The organism is Endozoicomonas sp. 2B-B, from assembly GCF_053470045.1.
Genome location: NZ_JBLZMU010000001.1, coordinates 3,855,152 through 3,880,770 on the forward strand (window position 1 = coordinate 3,855,152; position 25,619 = coordinate 3,880,770).

General features: G+C 48.8%; 20 protein-coding genes. 8 read left to right on the top strand and 12 right to left on the bottom strand.

The window, feature by feature from the left end; all coding sequences use genetic code 11:
* Positions 1–114: 114 nt before the first annotated feature.
* The 11 genes from ACOMHB_RS14655 to gyrA all read right to left on the bottom strand — a co-directional run bounded on the left by ACOMHB_RS14655 (position 115) and on the right by gyrA (position 12,794).
* Positions 115–318 carry a hypothetical protein gene (locus tag ACOMHB_RS14655; RefSeq protein ID WP_448217174.1) on the bottom strand — a complete coding sequence of 68 codons (204 nt, stop codon included), beginning with the start codon at positions 316–318 and terminating at the stop codon, positions 115–117.
* A 123-nt stretch (positions 319–441) separates the two neighbouring features.
* The gene (lapB, locus tag ACOMHB_RS14660) at positions 442–1,617 is read right to left on the bottom strand and encodes a lipopolysaccharide assembly protein LapB (protein ID WP_448217175.1); all 1,176 of its coding nucleotides are present in this window, start codon (positions 1,615–1,617) and stop codon (positions 442–444) included.
* A complete protein-coding gene (locus tag ACOMHB_RS14665) occupies positions 1,617–1,937 on the bottom strand; it encodes a lipopolysaccharide assembly protein LapA domain-containing protein (protein ID WP_422133898.1) in 321 nt (106 codons plus the stop codon). The genes lapB and ACOMHB_RS14665 overlap by 1 nt, the downstream gene beginning before the upstream one ends.
* Before the next feature lie 81 nt (positions 1,938–2,018).
* Entirely contained in the window at positions 2,019–2,318 is a 300-nt protein-coding gene (ihfB, locus tag ACOMHB_RS14670; RefSeq protein ID WP_422133899.1) for an integration host factor subunit beta, read from the bottom strand.
* A 312-nt stretch (positions 2,319–2,630) separates the two neighbouring features.
* Positions 2,631–4,310 carry a 30S ribosomal protein S1 gene (gene rpsA / locus ACOMHB_RS14675; RefSeq protein WP_317146341.1) on the bottom strand — a complete coding sequence of 560 codons (1,680 nt, stop codon included), beginning with the start codon at positions 4,308–4,310 and terminating at the stop codon, positions 2,631–2,633.
* Between the two features lie 246 nt (positions 4,311–4,556).
* Entirely contained in the window at positions 4,557–5,255 is a 699-nt protein-coding gene (gene cmk / locus ACOMHB_RS14680; RefSeq protein WP_448217176.1) for a (d)CMP kinase, read from the bottom strand.
* Between the two features lie 173 nt (positions 5,256–5,428).
* Complete coding sequence (locus tag ACOMHB_RS14685; RefSeq protein WP_448217177.1) at positions 5,429–6,391, bottom strand: prephenate dehydrogenase/arogenate dehydrogenase family protein; 963 nt, start codon at positions 6,389–6,391, stop codon at positions 5,429–5,431.
* 114 nt (positions 6,392–6,505) lie between these two features.
* Complete coding sequence (gene hisC / locus ACOMHB_RS14690; protein ID WP_448217178.1) at positions 6,506–7,615, bottom strand: histidinol-phosphate transaminase; 1,110 nt, start codon at positions 7,613–7,615, stop codon at positions 6,506–6,508.
* Between the two features lie 110 nt (positions 7,616–7,725).
* Positions 7,726–8,811: a prephenate dehydratase gene (pheA, locus tag ACOMHB_RS14695; RefSeq protein WP_422133903.1), complete on the bottom strand. Its 1,086-nt coding sequence runs from the start codon at positions 8,809–8,811 to the stop codon at positions 7,726–7,728.
* 99 nt (positions 8,812–8,910) lie between these two features.
* Entirely contained in the window at positions 8,911–10,029 is a 1,119-nt protein-coding gene (serC, locus tag ACOMHB_RS14700) for a 3-phosphoserine/phosphohydroxythreonine transaminase (protein WP_448217179.1), read from the bottom strand.
* A 143-nt stretch (positions 10,030–10,172) separates the two neighbouring features.
* On the bottom strand, positions 10,173–12,794 hold the full coding sequence (gene gyrA, locus ACOMHB_RS14705) for a DNA gyrase subunit A (RefSeq protein WP_448217180.1): 2,622 nt from the start codon (positions 12,792–12,794) through the stop codon (positions 10,173–10,175).
* A 502-nt stretch (positions 12,795–13,296) separates the two neighbouring features.
* Between gyrA and ubiG the strand changes: the two genes are divergently transcribed.
* From ubiG to ACOMHB_RS14725, 4 genes are all read left to right on the top strand, one after another.
* Positions 13,297–14,034 carry a bifunctional 2-polyprenyl-6-hydroxyphenol methylase/3-demethylubiquinol 3-O-methyltransferase UbiG gene (gene ubiG / locus ACOMHB_RS14710; protein ID WP_448217181.1) on the top strand — a complete coding sequence of 246 codons (738 nt, stop codon included), beginning with the start codon at positions 13,297–13,299 and terminating at the stop codon, positions 14,032–14,034.
* A gap of 8 nt (positions 14,035–14,042) precedes the next feature.
* Complete coding sequence (locus ACOMHB_RS14715) at positions 14,043–14,762, top strand: HAD family hydrolase (protein WP_448217182.1); 720 nt, start codon at positions 14,043–14,045, stop codon at positions 14,760–14,762.
* Complete coding sequence (locus tag ACOMHB_RS14720) at positions 14,755–15,528, top strand: YciK family oxidoreductase (protein WP_422138070.1); 774 nt, start codon at positions 14,755–14,757, stop codon at positions 15,526–15,528. The genes ACOMHB_RS14715 and ACOMHB_RS14720 overlap by 8 nt, the downstream gene beginning before the upstream one ends.
* Before the next feature lie 144 nt (positions 15,529–15,672).
* On the top strand, positions 15,673–17,313 hold the full coding sequence (locus ACOMHB_RS14725; protein ID WP_448217183.1) for an HAD family acid phosphatase: 1,641 nt from the start codon (positions 15,673–15,675) through the stop codon (positions 17,311–17,313).
* Here the strand turns inward: ACOMHB_RS14725 and ACOMHB_RS14730 are convergent.
* The gene (locus ACOMHB_RS14730; RefSeq protein ID WP_422138072.1) at positions 17,285–17,689 is read right to left on the bottom strand and encodes a PPC domain-containing DNA-binding protein; all 405 of its coding nucleotides are present in this window, start codon (positions 17,687–17,689) and stop codon (positions 17,285–17,287) included. The two genes, ACOMHB_RS14725 and ACOMHB_RS14730, sit on opposite strands and share 29 nt — an antisense overlap.
* 449 nt (positions 17,690–18,138) lie before the next feature.
* Between ACOMHB_RS14730 and ACOMHB_RS14735 the strand changes: the two genes are divergently transcribed.
* From ACOMHB_RS14735 to ACOMHB_RS14750, 4 genes are read left to right on the top strand one after another with little or no spacing between them, the layout of a single operon-like run.
* On the top strand, positions 18,139–19,491 hold the full coding sequence (locus ACOMHB_RS14735) for a hypothetical protein (RefSeq protein WP_448217184.1): 1,353 nt from the start codon (positions 18,139–18,141) through the stop codon (positions 19,489–19,491).
* Positions 19,481–20,233: a chromosome partition protein MukE gene (locus ACOMHB_RS14740; protein ID WP_448217185.1), complete on the top strand. Its 753-nt coding sequence runs from the start codon at positions 19,481–19,483 to the stop codon at positions 20,231–20,233. The genes ACOMHB_RS14735 and ACOMHB_RS14740 overlap by 11 nt, the downstream gene beginning before the upstream one ends.
* On the top strand, positions 20,230–24,633 hold the full coding sequence (gene mukB, locus ACOMHB_RS14745) for a chromosome partition protein MukB (protein ID WP_448217186.1): 4,404 nt from the start codon (positions 20,230–20,232) through the stop codon (positions 24,631–24,633). Before ACOMHB_RS14740 ends, mukB begins: the two co-directional genes overlap by 4 nt.
* Complete coding sequence (locus ACOMHB_RS14750; protein ID WP_448217187.1) at positions 24,633–25,598, top strand: Wadjet anti-phage system protein JetD domain-containing protein; 966 nt, start codon at positions 24,633–24,635, stop codon at positions 25,596–25,598. Before mukB ends, ACOMHB_RS14750 begins: the two co-directional genes overlap by 1 nt.
* The last annotated feature ends 21 nt before the right edge of the window (positions 25,599–25,619 follow it).

The following is a 25,619-nucleotide window of genomic DNA, read 5'->3' on the forward strand; positions in this document are numbered from 1 at the left end:
ATTAATTTTTAATTCATATAGATTTTTTTCAAAATATCAAAAAGAAATATCTGCTAAATGAGTACGAAAATATTAAATGGTCATACTGCGGCATCTTGAAAATCAATTTAACTTTCAGCTCAGGGGGCCATTATTTTCTCTGTCTCCGACAATCTTCTCTGCCAGTGTATAGCGCACTTGAACCCTGGCTTCATCCAGTTCCTGAAGAGTGGCAATATTCATTTTTACTTTCAATCGGGATGGGGCTTTGTCGGCAAAAACAGGGGCAGAAAGAGCCAGCAGGGTCACTGCGGTAAAACTGATTATTCTTTTTCTCATCGGAGACATCCTTAACTTCCTGTCTGCCTCCCACGCTGCATCCTGAAATTTGGAAGATATACTAAGAAGGCTCTATAAACAGGTCTAGACAAGAACACTGAGTAAAACAAACAAATGGGGATATTACTCCCCTTCTACGCCCTGAATGGGTGCCAGAGTTCCCCAGCCATCACAACCCGGACAATGCCAATGCATCTCTTTGCCGGAAAAGCCACAGCTGAAGCACTGGTAAACAGGCTTTTCAAGCAACATCTGGTCTGTGACCTCTTTCAACAGTTTGATACTGGTCAGAGAGGGGTCAGAGGAATGATTTAACTGAATATTGATCAAGGCATTCAACCCCCTGAGAGAAGGTTGCCGTCGCAACTGAATGGTTAAAAATTCCATGGCAGACACTTCATCACGACTGTTCATTAACTGAGCCGTCATGGCCAATATAATAGCTGTGCCCGACTTCTCATTGAGACACCGTGCCAGATAGCTGCCCAGAGCACGCTGCTGATGACTTCGGTGACAGACAGTTTCAAGCATTTCCAGAGTCAGTGGCACGTAACGATTATCCTGAATGGACACCTTCTGGAGAGCCTTTACGGCTTCTCTGTCGCGGCCTTCCTCCATTTCTATCTGGCCCAGTATCAAACTGGCCCTGACACAGTTCTTATCCCTGGAAAATGCTGTTCTGATGAACTTTCTGGCCCCCGATCGATCATTGTGAAGCAGTTTTTCTTCGGCTAACTCACAGTACAAATGAGCCAGCCTGGAGGCATAGTACTCACCCGACAATTTACGGAGGGATTCTGCAATCTCAACAGCCTGCTGCCACTCTTTCTCTCTCTCGTAGATTTTCAGAAGTTGTTCAAGCGCATCCACTCTATATTCATGATTTTGACTGGAAAGATCGACCAGCATGGCTTCGGCGCGATCAAATAATCCTGCGGTCATGTAGTCCTTGGCCAACTCCAGCCGAACACGAATGGATTGAAGGGGGGTCAGACTGGGTCGTGCCAAAAGATCCTGATGCACCCGAATCGATTTATCCACCTCTCCTTTACGACAAAACAGGCTACCCAGGGCAAGATAGGTATCGACAGTATCATTATTAATATCCAGCGCTCTGATAAAGGTCTCAATGGCCTCATCCGTCTGCTCATTTAACAGATAGTTCAACCCCACAAAATACTCTTTAGAGAGGGGTCGCCCGGGGAAGTGGTCTTTTTTTTTCTTTTTTTCAGCACGTCCGAGAAGATATCCTGCCAGCATTGCCACCATAATCAGCGCCAGCAGTGCAACATCGGGCATCAGGTTAATCCTTGCAAGGCATTCGCTCTGAGTTTTTGTATTTCTGCATCACGTCGGCCCAGCTTACGCTTAAAACTGGCATTGGCCAACCTCAGCCGGGTCATAGCCACCAGTGAGACCAGCAGCCCGAACAGCCCGCCCATTATAAAGGAGATAACGACGACAGAAGACACCTTCACTTCTGGCAATAAAAAACCAGCCAGGTCGAATCTCACCAATTGTGGGTTAGCGACAATAAAATTGACGAGAATAATCAGCAGGAGGAGACTGCCCAACAGTATTACCAGCCGCTTCAGCCAGATACTCAAATGAGAGACCATATTCGATCAAACTCCAGTGATGACTTATTTACGATCCGATTCCGAGTCACAATTGAACAGAGCTTAACAACAGTGGAAAAATCAAGATTTCAGATTCTTAAGGCTACTGTTTACACGATCCCGCATATCTTTGCCCGGCTTGAAATGAGGAACGTATTTTCCATTCAGAACAACAGAGTCACCGGTCTTGGGATTTCGCCCCACCCTGGGAGCCCTGTAGTGCAGGGAAAAACTGCCAAACCCTCTGATTTCTACCCTTGTTCCACAGGAAAGAGAATGTGACATCTGCTCAAGAATAGATTTGATGGCCAGCTCTACATCCTTCACCGACAACTGATCTTGCAGATCGGTCAGTCGTTCTATCAATTCTGATCGGGTCATTGTCGTTCTTCCTATCCCTGCACCCTTGGGTGACACTGAAGTATCAGTATCGTTACAGACGCTGCACCCTGATCAGGAGATAAACAAGACATTAAACAGTCGTAGCCTGGAGCGGCCAAGCATCTCATTAGCCGGACACCCGATAATTCAGGCAGTCCCGAACCTGACAGGGATTACAGATAATTCCTACCCTAGCCAACCCGATTCAATAAATCAAGCAACCTATTGATTACCATAAAAAAAACCGCAGCTCGGGCTGCGGTTTTTTTTATGGTAAAAGAAAGCTTCATCAGAAGCTTTCTCCAACAAGTATTACTTGTTTTCCATCTGAGCCTTGATCAGGTCACCGATGGTGGTAGGGCCGGAAGTCTCGTCTTCCTGCTTCGCACGCAGTTCTTTCATGGCCGCTTTCTCTTCAGCCTGATCCTTCGCCTTGATGGACAGGGAGATATTGCGGTTCTTACGATCGATACTGATGATGCGGGCTTCTACTTCTTCGCCTTCTTTCAGGACGTTGGTAGCGTCTTCAACGCGATCAACACTGATTTCAGAAGCTTTCAGAGTAGCCAGAACGTCTTCAGCCAGTTCTACGGTAGCTGCCTTGGCTGTCACTTCCTTGATCACACCCTTAACGATGGAACCTTTTTCATTCAGGCCAGCGAAAGAGTTGAATGGATCTTCGGACAGTTGCTTGATACCCAGAGAGATGCGCTCACGTTCAGCGTCGATCGCCAGGATAACAGCTTCAACTTCGTCACCTTTACGGTACTTGCGAACAGCTTCTTCGCCAGTTTCATTCCAGGAGATATCAGACAGGTGAACCAGACCGTCGATGCCGCCATCCAGACCAATGAAGATACCGAAGTCAGTGATAGACTTGATCTTACCAGCCAGTTTGTCGCCCTTGTTGAAGGAACCGGAGAACTCTTCCCATGGGTTCTGCTTGCACTGCTTGATACCCAGAGAGATACGACGACGCTCTTCGTCGATGTCCAGAACCTGAACTTCAACTTCATCACCCAGAGCAACCACCTTGGATGGGTGGATGTTCTTGTTAGTCCAGTCCATTTCAGAAACGTGAACCAGACCCTCAACACCTTCTTCCAGCTCAACAAAGCAGCCGTAGTCGGTCAGGTTAGTGATTCGACCGGAAACACGGGTACCTTCAGGGAAGCGTTTGGTGATAGCCACCCAAGGATCTTCACCCAGCTGCTTCAGACCCAGGGATACGCGGTTACGGTCGCGGTCAAACTTCAGAACCTTGACGTTGATTTCGTCACCTACGTTCACAATCTCGCTTGGATGCTTGATGCGCTTCCAGGCCATATCAGTGATATGCAGCAGACCGTCAACACCGCCCAGATCAACGAATGCACCGTAGTCGGTCAGGTTCTTGACGATACCTTTAACTTCCAGACCTTCCTGCAGAGATTCCAGCAGCTGCTCGCGCTCAGCGCTGTTTTCAGCTTCCAGAACGCTGCGACGGGAAACGACTACATTGTTACGTTTCTGGTCCAGCTTGATAACCTTGAATTCCAGCTCTTTGCCTTCCAGGTGAGCTGTGTCACGAACCGGACGCACGTCAACCAGAGATCCAGGCAGGAAGGCTCGAATAGTGTTAACGTCAACAGTAAAGCCACCCTTGACCTTACCGGAAATAACACCTTTAACGATCTCTTCAGCTTCGAAGGCTTTTTCGAGTTCGCCCCAAGCTTCCATACGCTTGGCTTTTTCACGGGAAAGACGGGTTTCACCGAAACCATCTTCAACCGCGTCAAGAGCAACCTGAACTTCGTCGCCGACAGCGATGGTCAGTTCACCCTGTTCGTTCAGGAACTGAGCTTTTGGGATAACACCTTCAGACTTCAGGCCTGCGTGGACAGTAACCCAGTCGCTGTCGATATCGACAACCTGACCGCTAACAATAGCGCCCGGCTTCATTTCGATATCTTTCAGGCTTTCTTCAAACAGTTCAGCAAAGCTTTCGCTCATGGTCATTCCTATCAATCAGCACTTCAATCAACACCACCTCAGAAAGGCAGTGACTACCGATCGCATGCTGGCCACACCGCCAGTCAGTGTGGGTTGTTTTTCAAAAAACACCGTATGGTTGTAACTGGCAATCTGCACCACACGGCTATTCACGCCGGTCTTTCCGGAAGTCGGTCAGACCACCTCGATATAAACAGGCTGTCGAGCTCCTCAACAACCAGCAGGTTCCGAAATGATTAACGTTAATCAGATCAGGCCATTCTGTCGCATGACATTCACTACACGACTGAAGACTTCCTGAATACTCAATCTGGTGCTGTCCAGAACAATAGCATCATCGGCGGGTTTCAGCGGGGCGACATCGCGATTCATGTCACGTTCGTCCCTGGCAAGAATGTCAGCTAAAAGCTGGTCAAAGCTAGCATCAATACCTTTCTGTTGCAACTGATTTTGACGGCGTTTCGCCCGCTCTTCCGGACTGGCTGTAAGGTAAACTTTGACGTTAGCATGGGGGAATACCACAGTTCCCATATCCCTTCCATCGGCAACCAGACCCGGAGCTTCTGCAAAGTCCTGCTGACGCCTCAAAAGAGCCTTCCTGACACCCGGCAAAGCCGCCACCTGAGAAGCTTTGGCTCCCACCTCTTCGGTCCTCAGATTAGCGCCAACGCGCTCACCCTCAAGAACGATTTTCAGACCTTCACCATCAGCACCCGGTTCAAATTGCACATCCAGGTGACCTGCTAAAACTTCCAGTGAATTTTCATCGGAAAAATCCACCCCGTGATTCATGGCCGCCAGCGCCGTCAGTCGATACAAAGCACCACTGTCGAGCAGATGCCAGTCAAACTCTTTCGCCAGCAGAGCCGCAACCGTTCCTTTCCCGGAACCGCTGGGACCATCAATAGTTACGACCGGCACGCTTATATATGAAGAAGTTTTCATTGACTGACTCTCTAATCCATGAAGTAATTAAGAATTACTTCTGTCGCTGCAGACATATCAATATCTCTCACGCTTGAATACCTTCTGTTGAGAGCGCCAGACCCGCATCGAAAGCCAGGTTGACGAAGTTAGCTAAGGATGTGACCACACTGGCACAATCCGGAATACGAATCTCAGCTTAGGGATTCACCCTGATTCTCATCAAGGGTATTCATACGGGCTCTTTTTTCCAGAATACTGGCAAAGTGCTGCCGTGCAGACTGGGCTCGCTCAAAACTCGCCAGTATCCCTTTGCTGTCTTTCTCAACGATGGCTTGACGAAGATGAGTCAAGCCCTCAGAAAACTGATCCAGCGAGGAAATAATAGCCTCGCTATTACCCAGGGCAATATCGTGCCACATAATCGGATCACTGCCAGCAATGCGGGTAAAGTCTCTAAACCCTCCGGCGGCGTAACGAAAGATATCCTGATTTTCAGGATTGCCCGCCAGCGTATCCACCAGTGAAAACGCCAGGAGATGAGGCAAATGGCTCGTCATTGCCAGCACTTCATCGTGACGCCGAAAATCCATAGCGTTGACCTGGGCACCACAGCATTGCCAGAGATGCCTGACGAGGGATAAAGCGGCAGTATCAGTGTTCTCCAGCGGTGTCAGGATCACCTTATGATTCTTGAACAGTCCGGCCCTGGCAGCAGTGACTCCGCTTTTTTCGGAACCGGCGATGGGATGACCCGGCACCAGATTCTCAGGTACACAGTCAAATATTTCCCGGGCAGCCTGGACCAGTATGCCTTTGCAACTACCCACATCCGTCATCACTTTGTCAGTGAGATCGAGACCCTTAAGTTGCCGGAGTAATTTTGGCATAGCCAGCATGGGAACTGATAGCAGGATAACATCAGCCTTGCTGACGGCGGATTCAAAATCTGTACAACCTTCTGCCACGATTCCCAGGGAAAGGGCTGCTTGGATGTTTTCGCCCTTGAGATCAAAACCCATCAGATGAAAGTTTTCACTGCACTCTCTGAGGGAAGCTGCAAATGATCCTCCAATAAGGCCCAGCCCGACCACCAGAATATTCAGTGGGGTACCGGTCTTGTTTTGCTCTATCACTACACGTTCAACCTTTTTCAAAAACCACTTTCAAATGTCTGTCGAATGAAAATGGCGACAGCCTCTTCAGACTAATAATTATCGTACAGGGCTGTGTTTGGCTCAGGGCTGTATTTCGCTCAGGGCTGTTATCACTCAAGGCTGTTTAAGAGCGGACAGTGCTTCCAGAAAACGACGGTTCTCTTCTTCCAGACCAACGGAAACCCGGAGGTGCCCCGGCATTCCATAATTGCCAAGAGGTCTGACAATGACGCCCTGTTTGAGTAAGCGCTGATAACACTCCACACCTTCCATGCCAGCATCAAAAGTAATGAAGTTGCCATTGGATGGAATGTAATCAATATTCATGGACTTCAGACCCGCTTCAATCTGAGCCATTCCATCCTGGTTAACCTGTCTGGAACGGTTCAGGTATTCTTCGTCATTAAGAACAGCAACCGCTGCCGCCTCAACAAGATTATTAACATTAAAAGGCTGTCGTAATCGGTTGATAATAGAGGCTATTTCAGCATTTGAAACAGAATAACCGATTCGACCACCCGCCAGACCGTAGGCTTTTGAGAATGTTCTGACCACTACAAGATTGGGGTATTCTTTCAGCAGCGCAATACCATCCGGGTAATCACTCTCCATGACATACTCAAAGTAAGCTTCATCCAGAACAACAATAACCCCTTCAGCTAGTTTACCCAGAAAGGCACGCAACTCTGTTTCTGAAAAACGGGTACCTGTCGGGTTATTAGGATTAGCCAGGAATACGATACGGGTATCAGAACGAACCGCTTTGGCCATCGCTTCCAGATCATGCCCCCAGTTTTTAGCCGGAACCACAATGCTTTCAGCCCCGCTCGCCTGAACTGCAATGGGATAAACCGCAAAGGCGTATTCAGAGAACACGGCTGAGAATCCTTCTTTCAGGTAGCACTGTGCCAACAGAACCAGAACATCATTGGAACCGTTACCAAAGGTTATCTGATCAGGATCAACCGCCAGCTTTCTGCAGAGAGTATCACGCAGATTGTAAAGACTGCTGTCCGGGTATCGGGCCAGCTCGGCCATCATTGCGGCAATGGCTTCACGGGAAGACTGAGCCGCCCCAAGAGGATTCTCATTGCTGGCCAGCTTAACAATACTGCTGGCATCCAGACCTTGTTCGCGCGCCAGCTCTTCCACAGGCTTTCCGGGAAGATAAGGATTCAGGGCACGTATTCCCGGTACGGCAAGCTTTGTAAAATCACAACCCATGTTTCACCTGTATATTCACCATCTACTCGTCCCCACACTGAAACCAGGGCTTTTAGACAGCCTCCAGAGGCAGGGACGAAAAATTGCTTCAATCGCGCATGGCTGTTTTGTTAAAGAACACCCTTCGGATAAGAGCCCAGAACACGGAGGTCATTCACTCTGTCAGCCAACTTTCCCAACACTTTCTGGATAACCGGATCGTCTTGATGACCTTCAAAATCAATGAAAAAGACATAGTTCCAGATGCCGGTACGGGATGGACGGGTTTCCACTCGGGTGAGATCCACATCATGAACATCGAACGCTTCAAGAATCGAATGCAGAGCACCGGACTGGTTTCTCATGCTGACGACAATTGAGGTTTTGTCTTCACCGCTGACGGGCACATCCTGATGACCAATAATCAGGAAGCGAGTGGAATTGTCGGGTTGATCCTCGATTTTCTCAGAGATTTTTTCCAGACCATAAATGTCAGCAGCCATATCACCAGCAATGGCCGCAGAGTTCCATTCACCCCTGATACGCTTGGCCGCCTCCGCATTGGAGCTGACCGCTACTCTTTCGGCCATTGGCCAATGAGCATCCAGCCATTTACGACACTGTGCCAGTGACTGGGCGTGGGAGTAAATACGGGTAATATTGTCACGACGAGTGTTTTCAGAAACCAGCAGGTGCTGATGAATTCTCAATACAACTTCACCACAGATTTTCAGAGATGAATCCATGAAGCTGTCCAGAGTATGACTGACCACGCCTTCCGTTGAATTCTCAACAGGCACAACACCGTAGCTTACAGCTCCAGCCGTCACCTCCCTGAATACCTCATCAATTGCTGCCATAGGGACAGAAATCGCTGAATGGCCAAAGTGCTTCAAGGCCGCCTGTTGGGTAAAGGTGCCTTCCGGACCAAGAAATGCCACTCGGACGGGCTCCTCAAGGGCCAGACAGGCTGACATAATCTCCCTGAACAATCGAGCCATTTCTTCATCGTCCAGTGGACCATTGTTCCGTTCCATCACCCGACGCAAAACCTGGGCTTCACGCTCCGGGCGATAAAATACTGCCGCAGCATCTTCAGTCTGCTTGACCCTGGCCACTTCCTGAGCGCAGCGCGCACGCTCACTGATCAGCTTCAGAATATCCTGGTCAAGTTTGTCAATTTTTGTCCGCAACCCCTTCAACTTGTCATCTGTCATAATGTTCTCTGCGTTTAACTGTAATGACCAGAGCCGTGCAATCAGCGGCTGGCAATCCTGCGAGCTTTGTGATTGAGATTGCAACGGATCAAGAATTTGTTATCCAAATTTTCTTTCGAATTCACGCATAAAAGCAATCAACGCATCGACATGCTCTTCCGGTACTGCATTATAAATACTGGCCCGCATACCGCCTACTGCCTTGTGACCCTTAAGGTAAAGAAAGCCATTCTTTTCAGACTCTGCCAAAAAGACTTTGTCCAACTCAGGGTCAGTCAGCGTAAAGGGTACATTCATTCTTGAACGCCATCGAGGGTCCACCTTGTTGTGATAAAAACCGGACTCATCAATCACCTGGTAAAGCTTGCCGGATTTGCGGGCATTGACCTGGTCGATCACCTCCAGCCCCCCCTGCTCCTTCAGCCACTCAAACACCAGACCGGCCAGATACCAGGCAAAGGTTGGCGGGGTGTTGTACATGGAATCCTTGTCCGCCTGCACTCGATAATCAAAAACAGCAGGACAACTGGAATGTCCTCGACCCAGGAGATCGTCACGCACGATGACCACTGTTAATCCTGCCGGACCAATATTTTTCTGGGCACCGGCATAGATAACCCCAAAACGGCCGACATCAACAGGCCCGGACAGGATATTGGATGACATATCTGCTACCAGCGGGACATCCCCTGAATCCGGTATAAACGGAAATTCAAGACCACCAATAGTTTCGTTTGGCGTGTAATGGACATAAGCCGCATCTGAACTGAAGCGCCATTCACTTTCTTCCGGCATGGTATGGAATGAAGCTCCCTTACCGTCAGCAATAACATTGACATTCAAATAACGCTGGGCTTCCTTGATAGCTGATTGAGCCCAGTGCCCACTATTGACATAGTCGGCGCTATTTTTCTCACCTCTCAGATTCAGCGGGACGGCAGCAAACTGCCCACGGGCACCCCCCTGTAAAAACAGAACCTTGTAGTTTTCAGGAATCTTCAAAAGCTCACGCAGATTTTGCTCCGCCTGCTCTGCGACTTTGAGAAAGGATTTCCCTCTGTGACTGACTTCCATAATGGAAGCCCCTTCACGGTTGTAGTCCAGCAGCTCATCACGAGCACGCTCAAGCACCGACTTTGGCAAAGGCGCCGGACCCGCCGAAAAGTTATAGGTTTGCCCTTTCGGGTCAGCCAGTGTTTTTGCCAATAGATTGTTCATACCATCCTCCCGTACAGCCAGACTCGTCGATTCAGAAATGCGTAACTGCCGCCCTTGAAATTGCTCTTGCATCTCAGGGATAAATTACATCCCGGCAAGTAAAACGCCAGCATGATGCTGGCGTTAAGTTATGGCATACAGAATCAGCCTTCCTTCCCTTCATCAGGCACGATCTGAGGCATTTCTTCCCCAGCTTCTGAGGTTTCAACGCCCTCAGCCACATTTTCAGGCTCTTCGGGCTCCTCAACTCTGGCAACACCGACCAGCTTCTCGCCTTCCTGAACCTTGATCAAGGTAACACCCTGGGTATTACGACTCATGACAGATATTTCATCGACACGGGTTCTCACCAGGGTCCCCTGATCAGAGATCAACATGATCTCTTCTCCATCCTGCACCTGAATAGCACCAACCAGCTCACCGTTCCGATCGGTACATTGCATGGAAATAACCCCTTGACCACCACGCCCGGTGATTCTGAAATCTTCTACCGCCGTACGTTTACCGAAACCATTCTGACTGACGGTCAGAATCTGGGTGTCGTTTTCGGGGATAATCAGAGAGATAACTCTTTGTGCATCCTGTAACTTGACACCACGCACACCTCTGGCAGTTCTGCCCATGGCGCGCACGTCAGTCTCTTCGAAGCGGATCGCTTTTCCGGCGTTGGAAAGCAGCATAACCTGTTTCTCACCGGTAGTAATTTCAGCACCCACAAGAGTATCGCCTTCATCAAGACCCAAGGCAATCAGACCACTGGTTCTTGGACGGGAAAACTGCTCCAGAGGCGTCTTCTTAACCGTTCCCGCAGCCGTTGCCATAAAGACAAAGTGACCTTCGGTATACTCTTCTACAGGCAGCATCGCCGTAATCCGCTCATCCTCTTCCAGAGGCAGGATATTCACAATTGGGCGGCCACGTGAAGTACGGCCAGCTTCCGGAATCTGATAGACCTTCAACCAATAGACCTTACCCCTGCTGGAGAAACAAAGAATCTGGGTATGGGTATTGGCCACCAACATATGTTCAACATAATCTTCGTCTTTTACCGAAGCGGCAGACTTACCCCGACCACCACGGCGCTGTGCCTGGTAGGTGTCGAGCGATGTGGTTTTTGCATAACCACCATGAGACAGGGTGACGACCATGTCTTCTTCAGAAATCAGATCTTCAACGGTCAGATCCCGGCGTGAACTGGTGATTTCAGTGCGACGCTCATCGCCATACTCTTCAACCACTTTTTCCATCTCTTCGCGGATGACTTCCATCAAACGCTCAGAGCTGGAAAGAATGAGTAGTAACTCGGCAATTTTTTCCAGCAGCTCGCGGTATTCACTGAGCAGTTTTTCATGCTCCAGGCCAGTCAGTCTGTGCAGACGCATTTCCATAATTGCCTGAGCCTGAGCCGGGGACAAATAGTAGAGACCATCCTCTCTCATGCCAAACTCTGCAGGTAATTCTTCAGGTCGACAGGCATCGGCTCCGGCACGCTCTGCCATTTCCAGCACGTGACCGGGCTGCCACCCTTGAGCCACCAGTTTCTCTTTAGCTTCTGCAGGCGTTGGAGAGTCCTTGATCAAGGCAATTACCGGATCAATATTGGAAAGCGCTACGGCCAGACCTTCCAGCAAATGACCCCGCTCACGCGCTTTTCGCAGCTCATAAACGGTTCTGCGGGTCACCACTTCACGACGGTGGCGAATGAAGGCTTCCAGCATCTCCTTGAGATTCAGGAGTTTTGGCTGACCATCCACCAGCGCAACATTGTTGATACCAAATACGCTTTCAAGCTGGGTTTGGGCATAGAGGTTGTTGAGTACTACGTCAGCCACCTCGCCACGACGCAGCTCAATCACGACCCGCATACCGTCTTTATCAGACTCGTCGCGCAGCTCGGAAATGCCCTCAATTTTCTTGTCTTTAACCAGCTCGGCGATCTTTTCAATCAGCCGGGCCTTATTCAGCTGATAAGGAAGCTCGGTAACAATGATGGTACTTTTGTTTCTCTTCTCATCGTGCTCAATATCCGCTCGGGCACGAATATAGATGCGACCACGCCCGGTTCGATAGGCCTGCAAAATGCCCGCACGACCATTAATAATGCCAGCCGTCGGGAAATCCGGACCCGGAATGTATTCCATCAGGTCATCAACAGACAGACTCTCATCATCAATAAGCGCCAGACAACCTTTGACCACTTCAGTCAGATTATGAGGAGGTATATTGGTTGCCATACCAACGGCAATACCGGCAGCGCCATTCACCAGGAGATTGGGAATGCGGGTAGGCATAACAGCAGGGATCTGTTCCGTGCCATCATAGTTAGGCACGTAATCGACCGTTTCCTTATCCAGGTCAGCCATGATGTCATGACTGATCTTCTGCATCCGGATCTCGGTATAACGCATGGCCGCTGCAGAGTCACCATCCACGGAACCGAAGTTACCCTGCCCGTCTACCAGCATATATCGCAGAGAGAATGGCTGCGCCATACGAACAATGGTGTCATATACTGCAGAGTCACCGTGGGGATGATATTTACCGATCACATCACCCACCACACGAGCTGATTTTTTGTAGGGCTTATTCCAATCATTGCCCAGCTCGTTCATTGCGAAGAGAACTCGCCGATGGACCGGCTTGAGTCCGTCACGTACATCGGGCAGTGCCCGCCCGACGATGACACTCATGGCATAGTCCAGATAGGACTGCTTGAGTTCGTCTTCGATGTTTACCGGAAGAATCTCTTTGGCGATATCAGTCATGTAAACCCAGTCGTCCTTTAGCTTGCGCCCAACGGATACCAGTCAGCACCCTTTCTCAACCCGGAAGGCCGGAAACCCGAACAATTCAATCAACACGCAGCCATGTGGAAGCAATCATTCAGTTCCTGTCAGAATAGAAAGGAGCGTTGAAATGAATTTAACGATAAAAAGGGCATGGCTACTTTTTTCATATTAAGTAGGAAATAATACCACAGCTGCCAGCCCTACTGCGAGCAAGTCTATGCGTTGACAACAATATTTGTGAATAAAAAATGACACAGAAGTACGACATAGTAACTCTTTTGTATCCGGATAACAGGAATACTTAACTCTGATAACTCTGTCTGTATAATGCAGACAAGAATACAAACTGCGCTGTTACTTTCGGAAATCAACCGACTCTCGAAATTGGTTTTTTGCGTTATTCTTCGCATAAAGCGGTTTTCAGAGAGACCCGCTTCCCGGCGCACATTCAACACAACCGCATGAGAATCTGGACACTATGACTGCAAACCAGGACGAACCACGCCCAGTGCAAAACGTCGATCCAGCCGAAATTGCTAAATTTGAAGAGTTGGCCAGCCGTTGGTGGGACATGGAGGGTGAATTCAAGCCACTGCACGAAATCAATCCGCTGCGCCTCAACTACATCGACGAGCGAGTGGGTCTGGCCGGAAAAAAAGTACTGGACGTTGGCTGTGGTGGCGGCATTCTCAGCGAATCCATGGCACTTCGCGGCGCAGAGGTGACTGGCATCGACATGGGCGACGCGCCACTTTCTGTAGCTCGCCTGCACAGCATGGAAAGTGAAGTCGAAGTCAATTATCGTAAAATTCCGGTGGAAGAGCTGGCAGAAGAGATGCCCGGCACCTTTGATGTTGTCACCTGCCTTGAAATGCTGGAACACGTTCCCGAACCTGCATCCGTTATTCGCGCCTGTGAAAAGCTGCTCAAACCCGGCGGAAAGATCTTCTTTGCTACGATAAACCGCAACACCAAATCCTGGCTATTTGCCATTGTCGGAGCCGAGTATGTTCTAAAAATGCTACCCAGGGGTACACATGAGCACAGTAAATTCATTAAACCCCATGAACTCTGTAGCTGGATGCGCCAGACCGATCTGGAAGTACACGACATGACAGGCATGGTTTTCAACCCGTTTACTGGCGTTTATTCCCTCAAGAAGTCAGACACTGACGTTAATTACCTGATCTACGGCAGCAAACCAGAGCTCCAATGAGAATCCCGATGAGCCAAACGAACGCCATTGAAGGTATTTTTTTTGATCTGGACGGCACATTGCTGGACACCTCGGAAGACTTTATTTTCACCGTTAACAAAATGCTGGCAGACGACAATATGCCAGCGATTGATAGTGAACTGATTCGAAGCCATGTTTCGGAAGGCTCAAGAAAGCTTGTTCAACTTGCCTATGGTATAGAGCCACCTGATCCGAAGCTCGAAAGCCTGAGAACCAGGCTTCTTGAAGAATACAATGAATATATCAACAATGATCGCAGGGAAAAGGCTGCAAAACTGTACGACGGAATGCCAATGCTGCTGGATACTCTGGATGACAAAGCCATTCCCTGGGGAGTCGTCACCAATAAACCTTCAGCTTATGCAAAAATCTTATTGGATCAGGCTGGCTTGAGCCAGCGTTCAAAAACATTGATCTGTCCAGACCATGTCAAACAGACCAAGCCCAACCCGGAAGCTTTGCTGGTAGCTTGCCAGCAAACAGACGCCAACCCGGCAAAGTGCATTTATATAGGTGATCATTTACGTGATATCGAGGCTGGCAGAAATGCAGGAATGGTGACTATTGCGGCACTCTATGGTTTTATCAGCCCCATAGATACACCGGATCAGTGGCACGCTGATTACAAGGTTTCGTCCGCAGAAGAGATTCTTCCGCTGCTGGAAAAGTATAAGTGGCAGCTGCCACGGAGAGCAACGCATGTTTGAATATACCGCACCCGACAACCTCCTCCGGGACAAAATTATCCTGGTCACCGGTGCTGGCAGTGGTATTGGCCGTACGGCAGCCCTGACCTTTGCACGCCACGGCGCAACCGTCATTCTGCTGGGCAGAACCATCAGCAAGCTTGAACAGGTCTATGACGAGATTGAAAAAAATGGCTGGCCCCAGGCAGCTATTTACCCCATGAACCTCGCCGGAGCCTCTGAACAGGACTATGCCAACCTGGCGGAAACTCTGGACAAAGAATTTGGCAGACTGGACGGGCTTCTGCACAATGCAGGTCTGTTGGGCGAACTCAAGACCATTGCACAGTTCGATCTGGACAAATGGAATGAGGTCATGCACGTTAATGTGACCGCCCCCTTTCTGCTCTCCAGAGAACTAATCCCCCTGCTCCGCAAGGCTGAATCGGGTTCTATTGCCTTCACTTCATCCAGCGTTGGCCATAAAGGGCGCGCTCACTGGGGAGCCTATAGCATTTCGAAATTTGCTACCGAAGGGCTTATGCAGGTCATGGCCGACGAAGAGGACGGCCTCAGTCAGGTAAGAGTCAACACGATTAATCCCGGAGGCACCCGCACAGCCATGAGAGCTTCTGCTTACCCCGGAGAGGACCCGATGAGTCGTCCGACGCCTGAAGATATTATGCCAGTCTATCTGTATCTGATGGGAGACGACAGTCACTCAGTCAGCGGCAAAGCCTTTCATGCCCAGCTTCCGGGTGATCCAGAGAACATTGCAACACTCTGACATCGCCGTGTGACCCACTTAAACGGTGGGTCATTATTTACCTTGTCGGCAAACAACCCGTTACAAAAAAACACGCCTTCCCTGAAACCTCGACTAGATTTTATCCTCGAAGCCCGCCGATAAATCGATCAGACAGAGGAATACATGGCCATAGCTCAAACTTCAATCCTGCTCATAATGGCAGCATACACATCTGCATTGTCAGCACGTCCTGATGATTATTCCCAGAGAGAATTGAATGAAGAAAAAGTCGTTGCGTCCAACTGGCAACAACACTCACCGGAATATGAAGCACTGGTGTACCAGTCTTTTAACATGGCCAGAGACAACCTCAGCAACGCACTGAATCAACTACCGAAAGGCAAGCGTGCAGCGATAGTGACTGATATTGATGACACTTTGATCGAGGGCACCACCTATTTCTCAAGTATGGTGGGGACCGACGGTGCAAGAAACGTCGATGCTACTTTAGCCTGGTGGAAAGATCAGAAGATGGAAGCCTTGCCCGGTGCCTTAGACTTTCTGAATGAGGTTGATAACCAGGGGATAGACATCTTCTATGTCAGCGCTCGTTTTAATGAAGCCAAGGAACTTTCCCTGGCCAAACTAAAACGCTTGGGATTCCCGATCAAAGGAGCTGATTATCTACTCTTTCAGCAAACAGACAATAGAACATTAAGTAAAGAGAACCAACGTCAGAAAATCAGAGACAAGGGCTATCACGTCCTGATGCTTCTGGGTGACCAGCTGGATGATCTGGCAGAAGTGGAAGGCCATCACTTCAACAGGAGACAACAGTGGGTTCAGCAAAACCGAAGCAGATTCGGCAAAGATTGGATCTTCTTTCCCAACCTTGTCTATGGAAGCTGGGAGCATGCTGTGGTGAAGGTGAACTTCAACCAGCTGTCTCCTGATGAGAAGCACGATGCCAAATTGAATGCGCTGAACTATTCTCACTTCGCGCAGATACAGGACCCAACATTTGCAGTGCACAACATTAATGCAATGCTGTGGATGAACTCATCAGCGGATTATCATGCCCTGACGCATCAGGCTTACAATCAATCCACAAGAATATTGGCAAAAATGAATCAGAAAACCATGGAGAACCCTGCTATTGTCGTGAACATCAACGGTACCATATTACAATACACCCCCCAAAATCCTGACCTGAACCTACCTGCACCAGGATCAGAACAGAATCTGTTTAACTGGCACCTTGAACAACAAAAAAATGCAAAGCCAACCCCCGGAGCTCCCGAGTTTCTTGCTGGCGCAAAGGAAAAAGGATTTGATATCTTTTATGTCTCCGAAACACCAGTGTCGTCTGGTCGGCAGGGCAACAAGAAAGACATAGAAACGCTTACGGTCAGGAAATTAAGGGAGCTTGGCTACCCCGATGCAGACGAAACCCACGTTTTATTAAAAGGTGAACACTGCACTGAGGTCGAGCTGAAGAACTGCACAAAAACTTCTCAGCGACATGCGATCACCAGCGGACAGGTTGATAGAAAAAAACATCAGATCGCACTTTATATTGGTGACACACTCTCTGACTTTGGCCTTGAAGAAAATGGCTTTGACCCGGACCTGAAAGCATCCGTGGCAGCCAATAAAGACAGGTTTGGCCGTCAGTATATGATCATTCCCAACCCATTAAATACACGTCGACTTGTTACCATCTACAGCGATTATGCCAGTAAGCACATTGGTGATTTATCGAGTGAAGAGCAGGCCAACATCAGACGAAAATTGATCAGGAACTGGCCTGCGAAGCCTTTTTGACCACCAGCTCCAGATAACCTGTTTCATCGTCTGCTTCCCGGGTGAAACAGGTATCGTCAAGAATACCCACAACTATTTCTGCTGTGGTTTCAATAATCGACCCCGGTTTTAAGTGACCACCAAAAACACGCCCTTCCTTGTCCGCCACACAGATATGCAAATGGAGCCCTGATGGACAACAGGTGCCAGAAAGAGAAAGAATTTCGAAGGGGCCCTGAAGTATCTTCTCCTGCTCTGCTCCGGCCAATCTGAGCGACAACACTTTCAGACTTCCCACGCAGGATAACAGAAAGGCTGCAGGCCATTCCTTGGCAAGGGTCAGGAGTTCGAAATAGAGATCATCGCCAGGAAGCAAACGTTGACTATGCGTTTTCATAACACCCAGATCTGTTTTACCTTAGGAAAGAGCTTAACAAACGCAGAAAAGAAAACAAACTCGCAGAAAAGAACAGGTTACTGACAGAGAGCAAGGGCAGCCCTGAAAAGCCGGGCCACCCTCTTAAAAAGCTCTGCTACCAACCAGATAACCTGTCGTGACAAAGCGCCGTAAAACCCGGGGCTTACTTTAAGTACCTAACCAGTTACTTAGTCAAATTGTTCAGCATTCCCTATTGTCAGTTGCCCGTATTTCAGTGCCCGTTTTCCTGACTAACTACCTCTGTTTGCACAGTATTATTCACTGCATTACTTACCGCTTATCAATTCTACTTTACGAGACTCGTTTGGTTTTCCATAATCGTGCCTTGACTCTATCAATGCCATCTCAATCACAGATTCAGCGTGGCATAACATTTATTTTCACATTCAGCAGCCAGGGAGTGCGGATTGACGGCATCTCGTGATATTCCTTCACTGATCAGCAACATTTTAACCAGCGGTCAAAAACTTAACCTGCAACCCGCAGAGCTTGCATTTCTTGCTACCCTGAGATACTGGAGAGATCAGGAATCTCAGCCAGAGTTCAGCGAAGCGGAGCTTCATATCGTCTATGAACAGGTTGATAAACACCGTATAGACAGTGATTCCGTCACATCTGAACGACGCTGCAATGAAACTATTCGTCGCATGATGGATCAAAACCTGCTGATCTGTCTGGAGGGTATCGGTGAAAAACAGCACGCTTACCTGCTTCCTCCCGTTTCAGAACAAATCGTTGAATCCATCTGCACAGGCTTTGACGCCTCCCATACCGCATTGAGCACACTGTTTATGACAGTCGCCAGCCACCTGCGGGAGATCAGGGATGCTGCTATCAATGATGGTAACGATCAGTACTGGCGTCTTCAAATCGAAGCACCGTTGGATGTCACTGTACAGCAACTCGTCACCGCGATTGATCATAGACAGAGACAACTGGACCAGGAAGCCATAGAAACACGGTCTGACGTCGTCGCCTTGCTGAAGCAAGACTGGCAAAATGCCATGACACAGTGTGAACACCTTCTGAATGATACCCAGGACCGATTACAGGATCTTCAACAACTGTTGCTGGCCTCCTGTCATGACCTGAGACAACTTCTGGAAGCCATTTCCCAGGCCTGCGAAACAGCGAATAGACATCTTGCAGCCCACTCGGTGTTCAGACTCGAGCAACACCTTGATCGCATTGAGCACTGGAGCGGAGAAAGACTGGCGCACTGGGAAAGTTTCCATCAACGCGCCCATCAATATATCCGCCAGTTTATCAACATGGATGAACGCAAAGCCCTGATGGAAAGAACGCTGGACGCCATTCAACAGTATGATCAGAACCCCTGGTATCTCAATCTTTGCAGCGACGCTCCTTTACTTCGACTGAGAGAAATTGATGCGCCCCAGCCTGAAACCACTCAGTCCCGGGTCATCATGGATGAAGAGAGCATGACCGACATGGACGATCTTGAAAGCCGTAAAACAGCGATCGCTCAATGGCTAAAAACACGGGTTTCTGACAAAGGCTATCTTCCCTCCTATGAGGAAGCCTTAAGCGAACTTGCCAACACCCTACCCATGACCGATTTTTTGCAATCTGCGGGCTGGCTGTTCGAAGCCATGACCAGACTGGGCCATTTCCGTAATGCTCAGGATATTCCTGAAAGTTTCTGGCACCAAATCATGCCCAACCTCGAAGCCGAACACCTGCAATTAGAGCTAACAAAACCCATCACATCAGAGAGAGAATCTTCGCTTGAATGCTAACAGCCCCTACCAGACTCTGGCCGATGTCATAAACGACGATCTCTTTCCCGAGCTGGACAGCCGACTGCGCCGGGGTGAGCATATTGATGCCAGACATACCCATCTCTATAGCATGTTACAGGCAGGCAAAACCTGGCTTGACGGGCATTACCAGCGTTATGGTATAGATCTGATTTGTGCTCAGGAAGACTATTATTACCTGCAGCCAAAACTGGGCAACAAAAATCTGATTCGCTCTAAAAAGCTCGACGAACTCAGCATGGTTCTGGGCCAGCTTTTGGCCTTGTATCACCTTGACCCGGAACAGCTCGAAGGCGGCGGCTGGATTCACGCGGATTCTTTGTTTGAACGTTTACGGATGCTTGTAGACGACAAGCGGCTGGCACGATTGCTGGACAGAAAGAAAATCGATACCCAGCTGGATCGTGAAAAAGCTATGGAAACCCTCAAGAGGTCACTGCGGCAACTGGCGAAGCTCGGCATGATCCGCATGGATGGCATAAAAGCTGACAGAGTTCAGACCCAATCCCCCCTGATGCGCTTTATTGAACCTGTAAGAAGCAGCCAAATGACCCGGGAAAGTCTGGAAAAGCTGGTGCAATCCGGTTCTATTTCTCTGGAGGCAGACGAAGAAGTGGCAGACGAATCAGTAACGGATGAAACACTAAACAGCGACGAACCAGCAGCAGAAAACAAAGGTTCCGTTGAAGGCAATGAAGAGATTAAGGAAGTCGAAGCATGAGTCAGACACGTACGCAGATTAACAGTCTGACGCTGGTCAACTTTCGAGGGATATTCTTTAAAACTCTCTCATTGCACCAGTGGATGAGCAACCTGATTGGTCATAATGGGGCCGGCAAAACGACCATTATGGGCGCACTGCTGGTTAACCGGGTACCAGACAATCGTCTGGTAAGATTAAGAAACAACTCCGACAGCGGTCAGGATCGCAGCGACAACGGTATCTGGGGACGCATTGACAAAGGCACCTGTTATTCTCTGGTGGATTACACCCTGTACAACGGTGAACGTGTCATCGCCGGCGTCCAGCTAAAGCGCCTTGGCAAGCCCAGAGTCGAGCTGAAAATGTTTGCCATTTCGGGCATAGACCAAGACATTTCAGTAAAAGATCTGATGATGAGTCCTGCGGGTGAGAATCGTTACGATGCCCTGGAAGGAAACGCCCTTTCAAATCAGATTGCCATTCAGGGCGGAACACTGAAACGTTTCAAATCTCTCGGCCAGTTTATGGACTGGCAATTTCAGTGCCGGATCATTCCCCGCAGAATGGAAAACATCAGAGACCGCCAGCGTTATTATCGAATGTTGGAAACCAGCCTGTATGGTGGCCTTTCTTCTGAAATGCAAAAAGGGCTCCGGGACTACCTGCTGACATCGGAAGAAAATGTTAAAAAGTCGGTCGGTTCCATGCAGAATGCTTTGCAGGAAACTCGCAAAACACGGGACAGTATTCACCATACCCGTGAAAAACGGGAGCTGATTAAAGAGTTACTGGATTCAAGCTACAAACTGGGCGAAAACGTCATAGCATTGGCACAGAGACTTCAGGTCCAACTTGAGCAGTCGCTGATTGATTGCCAGAATCAGACTGAGCGCACTGAGTCAGATATCACAGCTCAACGACAGCAAATCAGCGCAATTGAGCTTGAAATAGAGCAACTGGAAAGTACCAGGGAACAGCTCCAGACCCATGAAACCATGGCCCGTACTCAAAAGGAACAGGCCGAAACACTGGACCGAATCCACACGGAGTCCAGACTGCTGAAACAAGAAAATGACAATATTCATGAACGCCTGCAACAACAGAACGAACAACTTGAATTACTGGAAGCTCAAAAACAGCAACAAAACCAGCAACTGGAACAAATAGAAGAGGACGTTCGATCACTCGTTAAACAGCTGGCTGACGCTGAAGATGCTTATTCTGAAGAAGCCCGTAAAGCCGGACTCTATAATCAGGCTTTAGCCAGCCTTGAAGAGTGTCGCAGCCATCTGTCGGATGCGACCCTGAGTGAAAAAAACCTCAGTCAGATTCTTCAGCAGACGATTGCGCAGCGCAGCGAACTCTCAGCAGAGTATCATGTTAAACGGCCCCTGCTGGAGCAGATGGAAAATATCAGACATCACTTTGATCAGTGTCTACCGATCCTGTCTCTCCTTGAAAACAGTGAAGTGTCTACCGCCAATGTCGGCCAGTTATCAGACAAGTGGATTCAGGTAAAGCGCTCAAAAGAGCATGATACACGTCAAATAAAGGTTATAAAGGACAGGCTGGAATTAACACAACGCAAACTGGCAGAACAACAACGACTTAAAGAAGGCATCGCCAGACTGCCCTCCCCCTTCAACCATGCCATAACAAACCATGCACAATGGCTGACTCACCTGAAGCAGGGAGAGACGGACAAAGCCCTGATCAGTGAACAACTGAGCACACTTTCCGATGCCATTCAGGACCTGAAAGTGAAGCAGCAGCAGCTGGAACAACAGCGTTTACAAAAGCAAAAAGATCATACCCAATGGCTGGAATATGAAAGTCTCAAACAACAGCTGTTTGAGCTAAACGACGATATTCAATTAGAACAGCCGGAGGAGCTGAGTACTCTTCGCTATACATTGACCGAACAGCAGAATATCTGCCATCGTCAGGACCTTGGGCTTGAGACCGAACTGAGCACCCTGAGACTCAGGTTGAAAGGGCTTGAAATCAGCGATTCAAAAGAGCAGATCCAGCTGCAAAGACTGGCGGAATTGACAAAGGGTCAGCTGGTAAGCCAGTTCTTTGATGAAGATGAGATTTCACTGGCAGAAGCCGCCTGGCTGGAAGCCAAAATGGGTCCCTTACGCAATGCGCTACTGGTAAAGGATGTTGAGAAGGCAGCGGCACTGATCAGACAGAAAACTGATCGCCCTGACGATGTCTGGTTGCTTGAGGGTGATTCGAGCACCAGCTTTTCTGAAGACCTCTTCATTGAATCACCGTTACATCAGGATGAAGACGGCAGTGTACTGGTGAATCTTTCAAAGAACATTTCCCGTCTCAGCAAGGAACCTGAATTTCCTACTCTCGGTAAACTGGCCCGCGAGAAAGAGAGAGCAAGACTCATTGAACGGGAAGAAAACATTCTCGATGAGAGACAAACGCTGGCCGTCAACCGCAGGAAACTTGAAAAACAGTTTACTCTGCTCGACAGGATGGCACCTTTATCGCAGTGGATTGGCCAGGAGGAGCCTGACCTCCAGTCACTGGCCGTAAGCATTGAAGACTGTCAAAACCAGCTCACATCGTCTCAGGCCACCCGGACTCAGAAAGATACAGAGTTAAAAACGCTTAACCATGTTGTCTCTTTTCTGGCCTCTCAACAATCCAATGCCACTGTTCTTGATGAAGTCGATCTTGCCATGACAGTGGAGAGTCTGGAGTCCCGGCAGACTCAGTGCCTCGAAGCCGCCGAATGGATCAAAATACATTCTGAAAATATCAGTCAACTGGAAAGCAGTCGTTTATACCTTGATACCCCTCCGGCTGAAGACATTGAAGTCTTCAAGGCCAGTCTTGATAAACTCGGCAACCAGATAGCCGAGTCAGGTAAGACTATTGATCTGCTCCAGCGCACAGAACAGACCCTGCCAAATCTGCGCTTTAAAAATTCAGTCCATCGTCAGAACGAAACCAGCTCATTGAGAGAATCCCTGAAACGGGAATGGGAAGAAAAAGACTCCAGAAAACAGGTCCAACAGAGAGAACTCGAACTCCTTAAGGATCAGCTGCAGGCTCTTAACAGTAATATGTCTGCCGATAAGAGCGTACTGCAACACAACGAAGGTCAGCTCCTGCTCAAAGAAAACGAGATCAAAGGCATCCCACTGGATTGGCATGAAACACTGACAGAGCAGATGAAAGCGCGCTTGGACGAGGTCATCCGGCAACTGAAAGACCTTGAGCCAAAACACAATACCCTGTTCAAGTCAGTCACGGAGCGTCGCTCAGAGCTGAATAAACTACAGGATCATTTAGAAGCCCTGCAGAAAGACATTCAATCTATTACCCCAAGGTGCGAGACAGCAAAGCAACAGTGGGCAGCGATTGAGGAGCGTGCCAGCCAGTCCGGTTTAATGAGTCGGCTGCACTCTCAGCAATTACTCCATGAGAGTAATGAAGCGTTAAAAGAAAATATTTCAACCGCCCGGGCGAGATTGGAACAGGCTCTCAAGCCTGAACCTGAAAATACCCTGCTCAGACGCTTGTCCCAAGCCAGTGCTTCCGACTTGCCCGACCTGTTTGAATGTGTTCTTTATGCCCAGCAACTACTGGCAGAGCGAATGGATAAAACCATTTCCAACTCTGATGACCCCAGACAGGCACTGGAACAACTTGAAGAACATCTGGTTCGACTGGAAGAGCGACTCAAGGACGCAGAAGAGCAGTTCCTTGCTGAATCAGAATACATGGGCCAGAACATTCAACGCAGTATTAACAGACAGCGGAAGCAGATTTTTCAACTTAACTCTGCGTTGTCCAGCGTTCACTTTGGCACCATCCGCTCTATCAAAATCGAAGTGCAGGAGATTGAGAGCTTCAAAAAGGTACTGGATGCCCTGCAAAGCCAGTTCTATGGCGATCTTTTCAAACAGCCTGAAATGACAGTTGAAGATGCCCTTGCGGCAATATTCAAACGGGAAACAGGTGGCACCATTACCGGGGAGAAGCTGCTCGATTATCGCGAGTACATCAAACTTAACATTCTGATTCAACGCGCGGGTAGCAGCCAGTTTGAAGCAGCCAATCCGACCAACCTGTCTACCGGTGAAGCCATAGGCACAGGTTTGGCCGTACTCACCATGGTGCTGCACTCCTGGGAATCCCAGAACCGTGAAGGAAACGGCCATGCAGCCAATCGCCTGCTGTTCCTTGATGAGGCGGCGCGACTGGATGCCCGGGCACTCCAGACTCTGGAAGAACTCTGTGCCAATCAGTCATTGCAATTGCTGGTAGGCGCTCCGGACAACGTTCTTCCAAAGAATGGCGTAACGTACCGCATGGTACGTCTCATGGAACCTTATGAGCACGTTATTTTTTCAGGGGTCAGAAGTAAGCCTGTAGCTTTGGAAAGTGTTTAATGCCTCACTACCCGATAGAAGAAGCCGCTCCTATAGCTATCGAGTTATTGGAGCATGGCAGGATAAGCATACGCGGTAAAATGCCTGAATTTGGTCAATGGCTGATAGAGAATAACTTTATCAGTCAAGACACCCGGTATAGCTTCGTTCTAACGCCAAGTGGTGACCGATCTCTTCGTTACTATATGATAAAAAGTTATGGTCAGAACTGGGACTCTCCGATCGATTCCTGGGATGTACGACGCGCAGCATTTTTGAAAAACAGGTTAACGGGAAATCTTCCACCGCAGGTTCATCACAGGGTTGCACAAGCAGTCTGGACTGGAAACTCCAAATCCTCAGTAACATCTCATCCCGATAACATGTCCGTCGTTTCATGCGACACATTGAGGATAAGAACATCAGAACCTGTGGTTTTTCATTTTACTCACTGGACGATATCTGCAGAAAGCTGCATGAAAACGATGGGCGAGTTAATTCTGAACCAAAGAGCTGTTGACCAATTTATGACTCTGGAGGCCTACAAAACTCTCCACGTAATGACCATAGAAAATCCTGGCGCCTGGGATACATTACCCCTGCTTCCCGGGGTTCTTTATGTTTATGTTCCCGGCAATAATCAGAGCATTGCTACAAATTGGTTGCAGAAAGTGGATGAGTTTAGCTGGTCACATTTCGGCGACCTTGATCAGAAAGGGCTGGAGATCGCCAAACAACTTTCCAGAAAGCTGAACAAGAAGCTTGAGCTGTTTATTCCAGTCTGGTGGGAAGAATATTTTGATCTTTTTAACCTGGAAACCGGAAAACCCTGGCACAAGAGTTCACACAGAAAATTGTCAGCACAATTTCCTATTCTGAAAAGACTTCAGGATACACAGTCAAGAATGGAACAAGAGGCTATTGTGTTAGACAGGGAGTTCCCGGCTAGCCTAAAGCAACACATTAAGCATTTTCACACTCGATAGTTAGCTTCGCTTATGGCGCTG

Coding starts and splice junctions, on each gene's coding strand:
- rpsA (WP_317146341.1), bottom strand. CDS start 4,310: ATGAGCGAAAGCTTTGCTGAACTGTTTGAAGAAAGCCTGAAAGATATC.
- ubiG (WP_448217181.1), top strand. CDS start 13,297: ATGACTGCAAACCAGGACGAACCACGCCCAGTGCAAAACGTCGATCCA.
- cmk (WP_448217176.1), bottom strand. CDS start 5,255: ATGAAAACTTCTTCATATATAAGCGTGCCGGTCGTAACTATTGATGGT.
- ACOMHB_RS14655 (WP_448217174.1), bottom strand. CDS start 318: ATGAGAAAAAGAATAATCAGTTTTACCGCAGTGACCCTGCTGGCTCTT.
- gyrA (WP_448217180.1), bottom strand. CDS start 12,794: ATGACTGATATCGCCAAAGAGATTCTTCCGGTAAACATCGAAGACGAA.
- hisC (WP_448217178.1), bottom strand. CDS start 7,615: ATGGGTTGTGATTTTACAAAGCTTGCCGTACCGGGAATACGTGCCCTG.
- pheA (WP_422133903.1), bottom strand. CDS start 8,811: ATGACAGATGACAAGTTGAAGGGGTTGCGGACAAAAATTGACAAACTT.
- ihfB (WP_422133899.1), bottom strand. CDS start 2,318: ATGACCCGATCAGAATTGATAGAACGACTGACCGATCTGCAAGATCAG.
- ACOMHB_RS14725 (WP_448217183.1), top strand. CDS start 15,673: ATGGCCATAGCTCAAACTTCAATCCTGCTCATAATGGCAGCATACACA.
- serC (WP_448217179.1), bottom strand. CDS start 10,029: ATGAACAATCTATTGGCAAAAACACTGGCTGACCCGAAAGGGCAAACC.
- ACOMHB_RS14715 (WP_448217182.1), top strand. CDS start 14,043: ATGAGCCAAACGAACGCCATTGAAGGTATTTTTTTTGATCTGGACGGC.
- ACOMHB_RS14665 (WP_422133898.1), bottom strand. CDS start 1,937: ATGGTCTCTCATTTGAGTATCTGGCTGAAGCGGCTGGTAATACTGTTG.
- lapB (WP_448217175.1), bottom strand. CDS start 1,617: ATGCCCGATGTTGCACTGCTGGCGCTGATTATGGTGGCAATGCTGGCA.
- mukB (WP_448217186.1), top strand. CDS start 20,230: ATGAGTCAGACACGTACGCAGATTAACAGTCTGACGCTGGTCAACTTT.
- ACOMHB_RS14750 (WP_448217187.1), top strand. CDS start 24,633: ATGCCTCACTACCCGATAGAAGAAGCCGCTCCTATAGCTATCGAGTTA.
- ACOMHB_RS14720 (WP_422138070.1), top strand. CDS start 14,755: ATGTTTGAATATACCGCACCCGACAACCTCCTCCGGGACAAAATTATC.
- ACOMHB_RS14730 (WP_422138072.1), bottom strand. CDS start 17,689: ATGAAAACGCATAGTCAACGTTTGCTTCCTGGCGATGATCTCTATTTC.